At 62.3% G+C, this 14,484-nt stretch carries 15 protein-coding genes; 12 read left to right on the plus strand and 3 right to left on the minus strand.

Features of this window, described 5'->3' with window-relative positions; genetic code table 11:
• Nucleotides 1-495 precede the first annotated feature (495 nt).
• From ffh to PSEMO_RS19110, 6 genes are all read left to right on the plus strand, one after another.
• Nucleotides 496-1,872, plus strand: a complete 1,377-nt coding sequence (gene ffh / locus PSEMO_RS19085; protein WP_075804532.1) for a signal recognition particle protein — start codon at nt 496-498, stop codon at nt 1,870-1,872.
• Nucleotides 1,873-2,110: 238 nt separating this feature from the next.
• Complete coding sequence (gene rpsP, locus PSEMO_RS19090) at nt 2,111-2,362, plus strand: 30S ribosomal protein S16 (protein WP_009403592.1); 252 nt, start codon at nt 2,111-2,113, stop codon at nt 2,360-2,362.
• Nucleotides 2,363-2,367: 5 nt separating this feature from the next.
• Entirely contained in the window at nt 2,368-2,904 is a 537-nt protein-coding gene (gene rimM, locus PSEMO_RS19095) for a ribosome maturation factor RimM (RefSeq protein WP_075804533.1), read from the plus strand.
• A 3-nt stretch (nt 2,905-2,907) separates the two neighbouring features.
• Complete coding sequence (trmD, locus tag PSEMO_RS19100; protein ID WP_075804534.1) at nt 2,908-3,660, plus strand: tRNA (guanosine(37)-N1)-methyltransferase TrmD; 753 nt, start codon at nt 2,908-2,910, stop codon at nt 3,658-3,660.
• Between the two features lie 41 nt (nt 3,661-3,701).
• On the plus strand, nt 3,702-4,052 hold the full coding sequence (rplS, locus tag PSEMO_RS19105; protein ID WP_042122082.1) for a 50S ribosomal protein L19: 351 nt from the start codon (nt 3,702-3,704) through the stop codon (nt 4,050-4,052).
• A gap of 172 nt (nt 4,053-4,224) precedes the next feature.
• Nucleotides 4,225-4,632, plus strand: a complete 408-nt coding sequence (locus tag PSEMO_RS19110) for an acyl-CoA thioesterase (RefSeq protein ID WP_075804535.1) — start codon at nt 4,225-4,227, stop codon at nt 4,630-4,632.
• Nucleotides 4,633-4,638: 6 nt separating this feature from the next.
• Here the strand turns inward: PSEMO_RS19110 and PSEMO_RS19115 are convergent, their stop codons facing one another.
• The gene (locus tag PSEMO_RS19115; protein WP_075804536.1) at nt 4,639-6,438 is read right to left on the minus strand and encodes a cation:proton antiporter; all 1,800 of its coding nucleotides are present in this window, start codon (nt 6,436-6,438) and stop codon (nt 4,639-4,641) included.
• Nucleotides 6,439-6,516: 78 nt separating this feature from the next.
• On the opposite strand from PSEMO_RS19115, the gene xerD reads away from it, so the two are divergent.
• The 4 genes from xerD (at nt 6,517) to thrC (ending at nt 11,188) form a co-directional block, all read left to right on the plus strand.
• Nucleotides 6,517-7,413, plus strand: coding sequence for a site-specific tyrosine recombinase XerD (gene xerD / locus PSEMO_RS19120; protein WP_075804537.1), 897 nt, complete (start codon nt 6,517-6,519; stop codon nt 7,411-7,413).
• Between the two features lie 140 nt (nt 7,414-7,553).
• Nucleotides 7,554-8,285 (plus strand): bifunctional protein-disulfide isomerase/oxidoreductase DsbC, encoded by a 732-nt coding sequence (gene dsbC, locus PSEMO_RS19125; RefSeq protein ID WP_075804538.1) that lies wholly within the window; start codon nt 7,554-7,556, stop codon nt 8,283-8,285.
• 86 nt (nt 8,286-8,371) lie between these two features.
• Entirely contained in the window at nt 8,372-9,676 is a 1,305-nt protein-coding gene (locus PSEMO_RS19130; protein WP_075804539.1) for a homoserine dehydrogenase, read from the plus strand.
• 102 nt (nt 9,677-9,778) lie between these two features.
• Complete coding sequence (gene thrC / locus PSEMO_RS19135) at nt 9,779-11,188, plus strand: threonine synthase (protein WP_075804540.1); 1,410 nt, start codon at nt 9,779-9,781, stop codon at nt 11,186-11,188.
• 172 nt (nt 11,189-11,360) lie between these two features.
• On the opposite strand, the gene PSEMO_RS33555 is transcribed toward thrC, so the two are convergent.
• Entirely contained in the window at nt 11,361-11,537 is a 177-nt protein-coding gene (locus PSEMO_RS33555) for a hypothetical protein (RefSeq protein WP_178392024.1), read from the minus strand.
• Nucleotides 11,538-11,729: 192 nt separating this feature from the next.
• Here PSEMO_RS33555 and PSEMO_RS19145 point away from each other — a divergent pair, with 192 nt between their 5' ends.
• Both PSEMO_RS19145 and PSEMO_RS19150 read left to right on the plus strand, forming a co-directional pair.
• Nucleotides 11,730-12,941, plus strand: a complete 1,212-nt coding sequence (locus PSEMO_RS19145; RefSeq protein ID WP_075804542.1) for an EAL domain-containing response regulator — start codon at nt 11,730-11,732, stop codon at nt 12,939-12,941.
• Between the two features lie 162 nt (nt 12,942-13,103).
• The gene (locus PSEMO_RS19150; RefSeq protein ID WP_372239127.1) at nt 13,104-13,397 is read left to right on the plus strand and encodes a DUF3509 domain-containing protein; all 294 of its coding nucleotides are present in this window, start codon (nt 13,104-13,106) and stop codon (nt 13,395-13,397) included.
• Nucleotides 13,398-13,641: 244 nt separating this feature from the next.
• On the opposite strand, the gene PSEMO_RS19155 is transcribed toward PSEMO_RS19150, so the two are convergent.
• Nucleotides 13,642-14,484 carry a TIGR02285 family protein gene (locus tag PSEMO_RS19155; RefSeq protein ID WP_081430291.1) on the minus strand — a complete coding sequence of 281 codons (843 nt, stop codon included), beginning with the start codon at nt 14,482-14,484 and terminating at the stop codon, nt 13,642-13,644.

Consider the following 14,484-nt stretch of genomic DNA (forward strand, 5'->3'; position numbering starts at 1 on the left):
GTTATCTTCGGCCCAATCATCCTTGGGAGGATCGATGAAAGAGATGCCATTGATGGCTATGTGACACTTCAAGTGTTACCTATGTGAGTGCACTTTTTTGTAACCCATGTGGGTGATCCGTACACCGTCCAGCATCCGGCCCTCCGCTTCGCTCCGGGTTCCTTCCTTCCGCACTGATTCCGGGGGCCGCGCCATACGGGCTCCTGCCCTATGGCGCTTTCCGGCCCATCCATGGGCCTCCACCCCCTACATCAGCGCTCCACTCAGCCTCCTGAAGGCCGGGACAATCAAGATCAAGATCAAGATCAAGATCAAGATCAAGATCAAGATCCAAAGCCAAAGCCAAAGCCAAAGCCAAAGCCAAAGCCAAAGCCAAAGCCAAAGCCGGGCGCCGACGCCGTGGTGTGCGCTGGCGCCAGTCTTCGCTATAATCGCGCCCCTGCCCGTGCCCACGGCTGGCTAAACCCCGGTTCCACAGAGCCTGAAAGGATCCCCATGTTTGAAAACCTGACCGATCGTCTGTCACAGACGCTGCGCCATGTCACCGGCAAGGCCAAGCTGAATGAAGACAACATCAAAGACACCCTGCGCGAAGTGCGCATGGCGTTGCTCGAAGCCGACGTCGCCCTGCCGGTGGTCAAGGACTTCGTCAACAAGGTCAAGGAACGTGCGGTCGGTACCGAGGTTTCCCGCAGCCTGACCCCGGGCCAGGCCTTCGTGAAGATCGTCCAGGCCGAACTCGAAGAGCTGATGGGCGCCGCCAACGAAGACCTGAGCTTGAATGCCGCACCGCCTGCCGTGGTGCTGATGGCCGGTCTGCAGGGGGCGGGCAAGACCACCACCGCCGGCAAGCTGGCGCGCTTCCTGAAGGAACGCAAGAAGAAGACCGTCATGGTCGTCTCCGCCGACGTCTACCGCCCGGCGGCGATCAAGCAGTTGGAAACCCTGGCCAACGACATCGGCGTGACCTTCTTCCCGTCTGATATCAGCCAGAAGCCGGTGGCCATCGCCGAAGCGGCGATCCGTGAAGCCAGGCTGAAATTCATCGACGTGGTCATCGTCGACACCGCCGGCCGTCTGCACATCGACGCCGACATGATGACCGAGATCAAGGACCTGCACGCCGCGGTCAAGCCGGTCGAGACGCTGTTCGTGGTCGACGCCATGACCGGCCAGGACGCCGCCAACACCGCCAAGGCCTTCGGCGATGCCCTGCCGCTGACCGGCGTGGTGCTGACCAAGGTCGACGGTGATGCCCGTGGCGGTGCCGCCCTGTCGGTGCGCGCCATCACCGGCAAGCCGATCAAGTTCATCGGCATGGGCGAGAAGACCGAAGCCCTGGAGCCGTTCCACCCGGACCGTATCGCTTCGCGCATCCTCGGCATGGGCGACGTGCTCAGCCTGATCGAGCAGGCCGAGCAGAACATCGACAAGGCCAAGGCCGACAAGCTGGCCAAGAAGCTCAAGAAGGGCAAGGGCTTCGACCTCGAGGACTTCCGCGACCAGTTGCAACAGATGAAGAACATGGGCGGCCTCGGCGGCCTGATGGACAAGCTGCCGAGCATCGGCGGGGTCAACCTGTCGCAGATGGGCAACGCCCAGGGCGCGGCCGAGAAGCAGTTCAAGCAGATGGAAGCGATCATCAACTCGATGACCCCGGCCGAGCGCCGCGACCCTGACCTGATCAGCGGTTCGCGCAAGCGCCGGATCGCCATCGGCTCCGGCACCCAGGTGCAGGACATCGGCCGCCTGATCAAGCAGCACAAGCAGATGCAGAAGATGATGAAGAAGTTTTCTGCCAAGGGCGGCATGGCCAAGATGATGCGCGGCCTGGGCGGCATGATGCCCGGCGGCGGCATGCCCAAGCTGTAAACCCGATTCGCGGTGCGGCCCTGATTATCGGGGCCGCACCCGGAACCCGCCTCGCGGCGGGGACATGGCCCTCTCTATGAAGAGTGGCTTCATTGCAGATCTGTATGACAGACAGGCGCTTGCCAGAAAAAAGGCATTTGCAAAAGCCCGTGTATTCCTTGAGAATATGCGGCCTTTCGGGTACCCGTACCCGTTTGGCCTATAGATTTGCAGCACCGACTACAGGAACGATGTTCACATGGTAACCATCCGTCTTGCCCGTGGCGGCTCCAAAAAGCGCCCATTCTACCACCTCACCGTGACCAACAGCCGCAACGCGCGCGATGGTCGTTTCGTTGAGCGTATCGGCTTCTTCAACCCGATTGCTTCGGGCGCAGAAGTCAAACTGTCCGTAAACCAAGAGCGTGCCACCTACTGGCTGTCTCAAGGTGCCCAGCCGTCTGAGCGCGTTGCTCAGCTGCTGAAGGAAGCTGCCAAGGCCGCTGCCTGAGCAATATGAACGCGACGCCAGAAAGTGCGGACGACCTGATCGTCGTCGGCAAGATTTTTTCGGTACACGGCGTTCGCGGCGAGGTGAAGGTGTTTTCCTTTACCGATCCGATCGACAACCTGTTGCAGTACCGCCACTGGACGCTTCGGCGCGAGGGTGTGGTCAAGCAGGTCGAGCTGGTCAAGGGCCGATCCGGTCAAAAGGATCTGGTCGCCAAGCTCAAGGGGCTGGACGATCGCGACGAAGCACGTCTTCTGAGCGGTTTCGAGATCTGCATCTCGAGAAGCCTTTTGCCCAACCTGGCCAACGACGAGTACTACTGGTACCAGCTCGTGGGCCTGAGTGTCATCAACCAGGACGGACAACTGTTCGGCAAGGTTGATCACCTGTTGGAGACCGGCGCGAACGATGTAATGGTGGTCAAGCCCTGTGCTGGCAGCCTGGATGATCGTGAACGGCTACTGCCTTATACCCGGCAGTGCGTGTTGGCAATCGACCTGGCAGCGAGTGAGATGAGGGTCGAATGGGACGCGGATTTCTAAGCAATGGCCAGCCTGCGCGTAGAAGTCATTACGTTGTTCCCCGAGATGTTCTCGGCCATCAGTGAGTACGGCATTACCAGCCGCGCGGTGAAACAGGGGTTGTTGCAACTGACCTGCTGGAACCCGCGGGAGTACACCACGGATCGTCACCACACGGTGGATGATCGGCCTTTTGGCGGTGGTCCGGGCATGGTGATGAAGATCAAGCCTCTGGAAGACGCCCTGGTCGAGGCCAGGCAGGCAACCGGAGGAACGGCGAAGGTGATCTACCTCTCGCCACAAGGCCGCAAGCTGACACAGTCGGCGGTCAAGGACCTGGCGAAGCATGAATCGTTGATTCTGATAGCCGGTCGTTATGAAGGCGTCGACGAGCGTTTTATCGAGGCTCATGTCGATGAAGAGTGGTCGATTGGCGACTATGTACTGTCTGGCGGCGAGCTGCCGGCGATGGTCCTGATCGATGCGGTTACACGGCTGCTGCCCGGAGCTTTGGGGCATGTGGACTCGGCGGAGGAAGACTCCTTCACCGATGGTCTGCTGGATTGCCCGCACTACACCCGACCCGAGGTGTATGCGGATCAGCGTGTACCCGACGTGTTGCTAAGTGGCAACCATGCACACATCCGGCGCTGGCGTTTGCAGCAGTCCCTTGGTCGGACCTGGGAACGACGTGCCGATCTTCTGGAAAGTCGCTCACTTTCTGGAGAAGAGAAGAAGCTGCTCGAGGAATACATCCGCGAGCGGGACGATAGTTAACGTATCGATGGTAAATCCGTGATTTGCCTTAGGAGCACAAGATGACCAACAAAATCATTCAGCAGATCGAAGCTGAACAGATGAGCAAAGAGATCCCTACCTTTGCCCCGGGCGACACCGTAGTCGTTCAGGTGAAAGTGAAGGAAGGCGATCGTTCCCGTCTGCAGGCGTTCGAAGGCGTTGTAATCGCCAAGCGCAACCGCGGTCTGAACAGCGCATTCACCGTTCGCAAAATCTCCAACGGTGTTGGCGTTGAGCGTACTTTCCAGACCTACAGCCCGCAAATCGACAGCCTGGCCGTGAAACGTCGTGGTGACGTGCGTAAAGCCAAGCTGTACTACCTGCGTGACCTGTCCGGTAAAGCAGCTCGCATCAAGGAAAAACTGGCCTGAGTCCAGTCCGACCTTTGCGAAAGAAAGGGCAGCCCTCGGGCTGCCCTTTTTGCTTTTCGAGCTTCAAGTTTCAAGCTGCAAGCCATAAGAAAAAGCAGATGACACCGCAGTCGCTTTTCCTTATGGCTTGCAGCTTGAAGCTTGCAACTGCCTTACAAGTTCAAGTGACCCCATGACCACCCGAGACCAGGAAATCCAGCGCCGCACCGACCTGTCGGTGACCCGCGTGACCAAGGCCGTCTTCCCGTCCACCACCAACCACCACAACACCCTGTTCGGCGGTACCGCCCTGGCCTGGATGGACGAAGTCTCGTTCATCGCCGCCACGCGCTTCTGCCGCCTGCCGCTGGTGACCGTGTCCACCGACCGCATCGACTTCAAGCACCCGATCGCCGCCGGCTCCATCGTCGAGCTGGTCGGCCGTGTGGTGAAAGTCGGCAATACCAGCCTGAAAGTGGAAGTCGAAGTGTTCGTCGAGAGCATGAGCTGCGACAGCCGCGAAAAGGCCATCCACGGCCTGTTCAGCTTCGTCGCCATCGACGAGGACAAGCGTCCGGTGCCGGTATTGCCGGGCTTCTGAGTCCGTTCAGGCCTCGCGCTGGATCAACGCCAGCAGGGTCCAGCCCGCGCCCGGTGTGAGCGGGCTGTCCGGCCCGAACACATGCACCCAGCCATGGGCATCCCGGGCGAACAACAAGGTCGCCCGCTCGCCATGCAGTTCCCGATAGGCCTCCCAGCCGAAGGCTTCGGTCAGGTGCGTGCTGTAGAGCTCGGCGCCCTGATGCAGCTGGTTGGCCAGTTGCACATAGGTCAGCGCCTGGCTGCCCAGGGCTTCACCCCGGTGTTCTTGACTGGCGCGGTGTTTGTCGCTGCGCCTGACCTCCAGGCCGCTGGCCAGGGCAAACAGGCGCTGTGGGCCGAAGTCATGGCGAAAGCGCATGCACGCCAGCGCATTCAGTTCGCCGGCGGGGGACAGCCCGAGCAGGTGCCCGAGGCCGACCAGGTCCAGGTGCACTTCGGCGTGCTGCGACGCCGGGTTACCGAAGTAGGTCGGCAGCCCGTCCATGCGTGCCGCGCAGATGTTCTCCCAACTGGAATCGGTCAGCAGTACCCGGCTGCCCATCGCCTGCAGCGCCTTGCCGATGGCCCGCGCCGGCGGGTTGGCGCCGACGATGAGAAAGCCGCTGGGGGCCGGGTCCGCGACTTTCAGCAAGCGCGCCAACGGCCGCGCCGTCGCGCTTTGCAGGACCACGGTGCCGATGATCACGGCGAAAGTCAGCGGCACCAGCAGCAGGGCGCCTTCATGTCCGGCTTCATCCAGGCGGATGGCGAAGATCGCCGATACCGCGGCGGCGACGATGCCTCGTGGTGCGACCCAGGCCAGCAAGGCCCGCTCTCGCCAGGTCAGCGCCGAGCCCCAGGTCGACAGGGCGACGTTCAGCGGCCGGGCGATCAACTGGATCACCAGCAGCAGCGCCAGCACCGCCGGACCAAGACCGAGCAGGGCATTCAGGTCGAGGCGCGCCGCCAGCAGGATGAACAGGCCGGAAATCAGCAGCACGCTGAGGTTTTCCTTGAAATGCAGGATCTGCCGCACATCCACGCCTTTCATATTGGCCAGCCACATGCCCATGACCGTGACCGCCAGCAGCCCGGACTCGGCCATGACCTGGTTGGCGGCCACGAAGATGCCCAGCACCGCCGCCAGCGAAGCCAGGTTGTGCAGGTATTCCGGCAGCCACTGCTCGCGCATCACCTGGCCGAGCAGCCAGCCACCCGCCGCACCGAAGGCGCAACCGCAGGCCAGCACGCCGGCGAAGGTCTTCAGGCTCTGGCTCAGGCCGTCATCGGCAGCGCTGGCGATGATGAAGCTGTACACCACCACGGCCAGCAGGGCGCCGATCGGATCGATGACGATGCCTTCCCAGCGCAGGATGTTGGCGATGGTTGCCTTGGGGCGGACCACCCGCAGCATGGGGACGATCACGGTCGGGCCGGTGACCAGGGTGAGGGTGCCGAACAGTACCGCCAGGGGCCAGTCGAAGCCCAGCAGCCAGTGGGTTGCCAGGGCGATGAGGATCCAGGTGGCCAGCGCCCCGAGGGTGACCATGCGCCGCACCACGCTGCCGATTTCGCGCCATTGCGAGAGGTGCAGGGTCAGGCTGCCCTCGAACAGGATCAGTGCCACCGCCAGGGAGACCAGCGGCATCAGCAACGGGCCGAACATCGCCTGCGGATCCAGCCAGTCCAGCACCGGGCCGACAAGGATGCCGCTGAGCAGGAGAAAGAGGATCGCCGGCAGTTTCAAGCGCCAGGCCAGCCACTGGCAGCCCAGCGCCGCCAGCCCGATACCGCCAAACGCCAGCAGGATCTGTTGCTCGTTCATTCGGATTTCCCTCTCCCGGCATGGTTATGGAAGACTAGCGGTCTTTCGGCGTTTTCATCCTGTGTTTTCCGAGTTGTCATGCCCGCCATCGACCATCCCCTGATCGACCAGTTTCTCGATGCCCTATGGCTGGAAAAGGGCCTTTCCGACAATACCCGTGCCTCCTATCGCAGCGACCTGGCCCTGTTCAACGGCTGGTTGCAGGAGAAGGGCGTCGACCTGCCGAACGCCGGTCGCGAGCTGATCCTCGATCACCTTGGCTGGCGTATGGATCAAGCCTACAAACCGCGCTCCACCGCGCGCTTTCTGTCCGGCGCGCGAGGGTTCTATCGCTATCTGCTGCGAGAGAAACTGATCGGCGTCGACCCGACCCTGCAGGTGGAGATGCCGCAACTCGGTCGCCCGCTGCCCAAGTCCCTGTCCGAAGCCGATGTCGAGGCCCTGCTGCATGCCCCGGACCTCAGCGAAGCCATTGGCCAGCGTGACCGCGCCATGCTCGAAGTGCTCTACGCCTGCGGCCTGCGGGTGACCGAGCTGGTCAGCCTGACCCTCGACCAGATCAACCTGCGCCAGGGCGTGCTGAGGGTGATGGGCAAGGGCAGCAAGGAGCGCCTGGTGCCGATGGGCGAGGAGGCGGTGCTGTGGATCGAGCGCTATCTGCGTGATGGCCGCGCCGACCTGCTCAACGGCCGCCCCAGCGATGTGCTGTTTCCCAGCCTGCGCGGCGAGCAGATGACCCGGCAGACCTTCTGGCACCGCATCAAGCACCACGCGCAAGTCGCCGGTATCGGCAAGGCGCTGTCGCCGCACACCCTGCGCCACGCCTTCGCCACCCACCTGCTCAACCATGGCGCCGACCTGCGGGTGGTGCAGATGCTTCTGGGTCACAGCGACCTCTCCACCACCCAGATCTACACCCATGTGGCCAAGGCCCGCCTGCAGGAACTGCACGCTCGTCATCATCCGCGCGGTTAGCCGTTATTTGGCTTCTAGACGGCCCGTGTACTGGGCAATGAATGTGTTAGTCTTTCAATGTTCACGTCCTGGGCCGGCGAAATCCCCGCGTTTTCAGCACGGGCGTCCCTATTCCGGTCCTATGTAAGGAGTTACCCCCCATGCGTTTGATCCAGACCCTTGCGGCCGCCGCCCTGGCCCTGGTCACTCCGTTTGCCGTGGCTGACGATGCCGAAAAGGCAATCCGCGATACATTGAAAACACTGGACTCCGAAATCCCGGTCGAGAGTATCGGAAAGAGCCCGCTCTCCAGCCTCTACGAAGTCAAGCTGCAGGGCGGTCGTGTCCTGTATGCCAGTGCCGACGGCCAATTCGTGCTGCAGGGCAACATGTACCAACTGGAGAACGGCAAGCCGGTCAACCTCACCGAGAAGGCCGAGCGCCAAGGCATCGCCAAGACCATCAACAGCATCCCGACCTCGGAGATGGTGGTCTACCCGGCCAAGGGCCAGGCCAAGTCGCATATCACCGTGTTCACCGACACCACCTGCCCGTACTGCCACAAGCTGCATGAAGAAGTCGCCGAGCTGAACAAGCTGGGTGTCGAAGTGCGCTACGTCGCCTTCCCGCGCCAGGGCCTCGGCTCGCCGGGTGATGAGCAGTTGCAGGCGGTCTGGTGCTCCAAGGACCGCAACTCGGCCCTGGACAACATGATCGGTGGCAAGGAAATCAAGGCCGCCAAGTGCGAGAACCCGGTGAGCAAGCAGTTCGCCATGGGCCAGTCGATCGGTGTCAACGGCACCCCGGCCATCGTCCTCGAGGACGGCCAGGTGATCCCGGGCTACCAGCCGGCCAAGCAAGTGGCCGCACTGGCCCTGGCCGGCGCCAAGTAAGCTAATCAATCAGTGAGCCGTCTTCATGGGGAGACGGCTTTTTTCACGGCTGGCCGAGGGGCTGGCCGTTCAATGGGGAGTTCACAGTGAAACCGGTCAAAGTAGGCATCTGTGGGTTGGGGACCGTCGGTGGCGGAACCTTCAATGTACTTAAGCGTAACGCCGAGGAAATCGCCCGCCGCGCCGGGCGTGGAATCGAAGTGGCACAGATTGCCATGCGTACGCCCAACCCGAACTGCCAGATTACCGGTACCCCCATTACCGCTGACGTGTTCGAGGTGGCGAGCAACCCCGATATCGATATTGTCATTGAACTGATTGGCGGCTACACCGTGGCCCGCGACCTGGTCCTCAAGGCCATCGACAACGGCAAGCACGTGGTCACCGCGAACAAGGCGCTGATTGCCGTGCACGGCAACGAGATCTTCGCCCGCGCCCGCGAGAAGGGCGTCATCGTCGCCTTCGAAGCGGCGGTGGCCGGCGGCATCCCGGTGATCAAGGCGATCCGCGAAGGCCTGTCGGCCAACCGCATCAACTGGGTCGCCGGCATCATCAACGGCACCGGCAACTTCATCCTCACCGAGATGCGCGAGAAGGGCCGTACCTTCCCTGACGTGCTGGCCGAAGCCCAGGCCCTGGGTTACGCCGAAGCCGACCCGACCTTCGACGTCGAAGGCATCGATGCCGCGCACAAGCTGACCATCCTCGCGTCCATCGCCTTCGGCATCCCGCTGCAGTTCGACAAGGCCTACACCGAAGGCATCACCCAGCTGACCACCGCTGACGTGAACTACGCCGAAGCCCTGGGCTACCGCATCAAGCACCTTGGTGTGGCGCGCAGCACGGCGGCCGGCATCGAGCTGCGGGTGCACCCGACCCTGATCCCGGCCGACCGCCTGATCGCCAACGTCAACGGTGTGATGAACGCCGTGATGGTCAACGGTGACGCTGCCGGTTCGACCCTGTTCTACGGCGCCGGCGCCGGCATGGAGCCGACCGCTTCTTCCGTGGTCGCCGATCTGGTGGACGTGGTTCGCGCCATGACCTCCGACCCGGAAAACCGTGTACCGCACCTGGCCTTCCAGCCGGACGCGCTGTCCGCCCACCCGATCCTGCCGATCGAAGCCTGCGAAACCGCGTACTACCTGCGCATCCAGGCCAAGGATCACCCGGGCGTACTGGCCCAGGTGGCGAGCATCCTCTCCGAGCGTGGCATCAACATCGAATCGATCATGCAGAAGGACGTCGAGGAACAGGACGGTCTGGTACCGATGATCCTGCTCACCCACGAGGTGCAGGAACAGCGCATGAACGACGCCATCGTCGCCCTGGAAGCCCTGCAGGATGTGGTCGGCAAGGTTGTGCGGATCCGCGTCGAACAGCTCAATTAATTCCAGCTTCAAGCGACAAGCCATAAGCTGCAAGAGCAGGCGCCACTGCCCCTCTTGCAGCTTTCAGCTTAAAGCTTGCAGCTCCCAAGAAGGTTTGCCCAAATGCGCTATATCAGTACCCGTGGCCAGGCTCCTGCCCTGAATTTCGAAGACGTCCTGCTGGCCGGTCTCGCCAGTGACGGTGGCCTCTACGTTCCGGAAAACCTGCCGCGCTTCACCCAGGAAGAGATCGCTTCCTGGGCCGGCCTGCCGTACCACGAGCTGGCGTTCCGGGTGATGCGTCCGTTCGTCACCGGCAGCATCGCCGATGCCGATTTCAAGAAAATCCTCGAAGAAACCTACGGCGAGTTCGCCCACGCAGCGGTCGCGCCGCTGCGCCAGTTGAACAGCAACGAGTGGGTACTCGAGCTGTTCCACGGCCCGACCCTGGCGTTCAAGGACTTCGCCCTGCAACTGCTCGGCCGCCTGCTGGACCACGTCCTGGCCAAGCGCGGCGAGCGCGTGGTGATTATCGGCGCCACCAGCGGTGACACCGGTTCCGCCGCGATCGAAGGCTGCCGTCGTTGCGACAACGTCGACATCTTCATCCTGCACCCGCACCAGCGTGTGTCGGAAGTGCAGCGTCGCCAGATGACCACCATCATGGGCGAGAACATCCACAACATCGCCATCGAAGGCAACTTCGACGACTGCCAGGAGATGGTCAAGGCCAGCTTCGCCGACCAGGGCTTCCTCAAGGGCACCCGCCTGGTTGCGGTCAACTCGATCAACTGGGCGCGGATCATGGCCCAGATCGTCTACTACTTCCACGCCGCCCTGCAGCTCGGTGGCCCGGCCCGTTCCGTGGCGTTCTCGGTGCCTACCGGCAACTTCGGCGACATCTTCGCCGGCTACCTGGCGCGCAACATGGGCCTGCCGATCAGCCAGCTGATCGTCGCCACCAACCGCAACGACATCCTGCACCGCTTCATGAGCGGCAACCAGTACGTCAAGGAAACCCTGCACGCGACCCTGTCGCCGTCGATGGACATCATGGTGTCGTCGAACTTCGAGCGCCTGCTGTTCGACCTGCACGGTCGCAATGGCGCGGCGATCGCCGAGCTGATGGCCAGCTTCAAGCAAGGTGGCGGCTTCAGCGTCGAGCAGGACCGCTGGACCGAAGCGCGCAAGCTGTTCGACTCGCTGGCCGTGGATGACGCGCAAACCTGCGAAACCATCGCTGAAGTCTTCGCCCAGACTGGCGAAGTACTCGACCCGCACACCGCCATTGGCGTCAAGGCCGCCCGCGAATGCCGTCGCAGCCTGGACACCCCGATGGTCGTACTGGGTACTGCGCACCCGGTCAAGTTCCCGGATGCGGTGGAAAAGGCTGGTGTCGGCAAGGCCCTGGAACTGCCGGCGCACCTGACCGACCTGTTCTCGCGGGAAGAGAAGTGCACGGTGTTGGCCAATGACCTGAGTCAGGTTCAGGCGTTCGTCAGCCAGCATGGCAATCGTGGCAAGCCGCTGTAAGCGGTTCGTGGTGAAGAAAGCCCGTCCTCAGTGACGGGCTTTTTCATGCCTGACGCCTATTTCCCTGTAGGAGCGTGGCTTGCCCGCGAAGGAGTGCGAAGCGCTCCCAAAATTGGTGTTGCCAGTGCCAATTTGGGACCGCTACGCGCTCCATCGCGGGCAAGCCACGCTCCTACGTAATCTTGTGATCGGTCAGTGGGTAGTGCTCGCTTTCATACGCGCTGATTGCAGCCACCAACGCCTCCATCTCAATGGCTTCGGGCGTTTCACGCTCTGCCTGATAGATGGCTTCAAGCCGTTCCAATGCCGCGCGCAACTCGTCATCGTTACGGATTGGATTGATCGACATTGAAAGACTCCTTGAGCTGAGTTCACCAACAATCCTGCTGGCACAGACCTCAAAAGCCAAGGCAGCCATTTCCTGATCTACCGTCAGATCCCCCGTCGGAAACATTCACCTTTCTTTCGGATTTGTCCTATAGGCCCCCCCGTACAACTTCCCTAGAGTCGCCCCTTCGTGCCACCACGGAGACCTGCTCCCATGCACTCGCTCAAGGTCCTGATCCTCGAAGACCACCCCTTTCAACTGATGGCCTTGCACCAGATGCTCAATGCCAACGGCGTGTTCGACGTACTCACCGCCGAGTCGGTGCCGGTTGCCATGCAGATGCTGGAGCGCCGCGGACCGGTGGATGTGGCGATCTGCGATCTCTACATGGACGGCCCGGACGGCCTGGCGATGATCCGGCACCTGGCCCAGCATCGCCTGGCGTCGGGCCTGATCGTGCTCAGCGATGCCGAGCCGGCATTGCTCGAGACTATCGCCGAACTCACCCCGCAACTCGGCCTGCGCCTGCTCGGCTGCGTGCAGAAGCCTGCCAGCGGCGCGCTGCTGCATCGCCTGCTCAGCGATTACCAGGACAGTGCTGCGGCACCCAAGGCCACTGCGCAAATCCTCGAACTGGCCCGTCTATCCCCCGAACAACTGGCCCATTCCCGCAACCAGTGGAAAGTCAGCTACCAGCCCAAGATCGACGCCAATGGCACCCTGATCGGCGTCGAAGCCGCGGTCCGCTGGCAACACCCGACCCTGGGATTACTGGCTCCGGGAGCGTTCTTCATCCCGCAGCAAGGCGCCGCGCTGCTGGAAATGCTGACCTGGCACGTGCTGGAAAAAGCCGTGGCCGTCAGCGAGGCGATTCGCCTGGAAGACCAGCGCCCTCTGCCGGTGGCGGTGAACGTACCTCCGGCGATCCTGCTCGACGAAGGCTTCGTCGATCGCCTCGGTGAACTGCTGATCCAGCACCGGCTCCCCGCCAGCGCCCTGACCCTCGAATTCGCCGAGTGCCACTGCGCTCAACTGAACAACGTCCAACTGCAACGCCTGGCCAACCTGCGCAAACTGGGCTGCCACCTGTGCCTGGACGGCTTCGGCCGCGGCGCTGCCAATCTCCGGCAACTCTTTGACCTGCCCCTGAGCGAGCTGAAGCTCCCCGGTGAATTCGTCCGTGGCATGACCGAGGACGGCAAGAAGGCGGCAATCGTGGCCTCGGCGTTGATCCTGGCGCGACGCGGCGAGCTCGACGTAGTGGTCGAGGACGTCGATACACTGGCCGACTGGCAGGCCGTGCAGGGCCTGGGTCATGTCCGGGTGCAGGGCGGCTTCATTGCCTGGCCGATGTCCGGCGGCGAACTGCTCAAGTGGATCAACGCCCGCGAGCCTTCGACCAATGGCCAACAAGGCGTGGCTTGAACCATTGGTGGCTTTTTGATATTGCTGCAAGGGAGGGCAGAGTCAATCTGTCATCTTTCCCGGGCATGCTCGGGTGAATCCCCTGGTGAAAGCCCCGTGGTGTCGAACTTTTTCGAGATTGGCGGGGTCAGTCAAAGACCACTTGGTTCTAACGAGGTGAAAATGAACAAGATGGAATCTGTCAGCTTGTTGCTCAATGAAGCATTGGCACCTTATCAGGTCACCCTGGAGCCCTTGGGGACGGGCACGTTCACGCTGTCGCTGCGTGACGAGAACGGTTTTGAAGTGTTGCAACGCACCACCCCGGCCAGCCAGTTGCAGGACCTGCGCCTGCTGGTGGACCTGGTGGACGGCGTGCAACGCGATCTGCGCATCGCCGAAGGGCGCCTGCAACCCTGTGTGATCGCGGCCTGGCAACATGCCCGGCAGGGTCGCAACTTATCGGCTACCTTGTGAGGGAACCTTTGCGGGTCAAGGTACTCAGAAAGGATACAGGCGGCCAGACGGCATTTTGCTCCGATGCGCTTTGACCGCCTCCACGAAAGGCCATCCAAGGGCCTTCGTTTAACCCCGATCGGGCTCCCCACCGTTCGGGGTTTCTTTTTTTCGAGCTGCAAGCTTCAAGCCTCAAGCCGTAAGAGAAAGCGAGCGCGGCGCGGGCTGGCTTTTTTCTTACGGCTTGAAGCTTGAGGCTTGAAGCTCAAGGATGGTCTTCGACGAAGAAGCGTTGGGCATCCAGCAGATAGGTCTCGCGGGTCTGCTCATCCAGCCATTCAGCGTACAACTGCGGCAGGTGGGCATCGCGCATCTTCAGCAGCAGTTCATCGATATGGCTGACCGCCTCGCGTCCTTGCGCGGTATCGCTGCAGCCGACGTGGATGAACTGGTACGGCGCCATGCCCTGGATCGGGTAGAAGGTCAGGGCGTCCAGCGGCTGGCCCAGCTCCCCGGCCAGGTAGCGCACTTCTGGCCAATAGCCCAGCAGCCACTTCAAACGCCCCAGGTTCTGCATCTGCAACAGGCTGCGCACCGCGTCATTGCCGTAGTGCGGGGTCAGGGTGTCGGGCGGGGTGGCCTTGAGCAGGATATCCACCGGCGTGCTGTAGCTGCGCTCGGCGACCATCCCCAGGCGCGAGGTATGGCTCGCCAGCAAGGCCTTGAGATCGACCTTGCCGTCCACCAGGAACGGCTCGACCATCGCCGCATCCTGCTTGCGCACGATCAGGCCGTTGCTCAGGGTGCCCATGCTTGGCACCGAGAAATGGATGAATTTCGCCCGTTCCGGGGTCCAGAGCAGGGTCGGGTCGCAGGTGAAGCTGGGTTCGGCCAGCATCTGCATGGCCCGGGCGCGGTTGACCCGCAGGATGCTGTGGTCGTACTCGGGCAGTTGCTCGATCAGTTGCGCGAGCAACTGGTCAACCGCGCCCTGGCCCTTGCGCGAACCTTCGAAGATGGTCAGCGGCGGCAGATCCCGCAGCAGCCAGGTCAGTCGCTCCTTGGCCACGGCCATTCCGGAAATACTCAGCGATACGCCGAGCAGCAG

It is taken from the genome of Pseudomonas putida (genome assembly GCF_001941965.1).
Classification (GTDB): domain Bacteria; phylum Pseudomonadota; class Gammaproteobacteria; order Pseudomonadales; family Pseudomonadaceae; genus Aquipseudomonas; species Aquipseudomonas putida_L.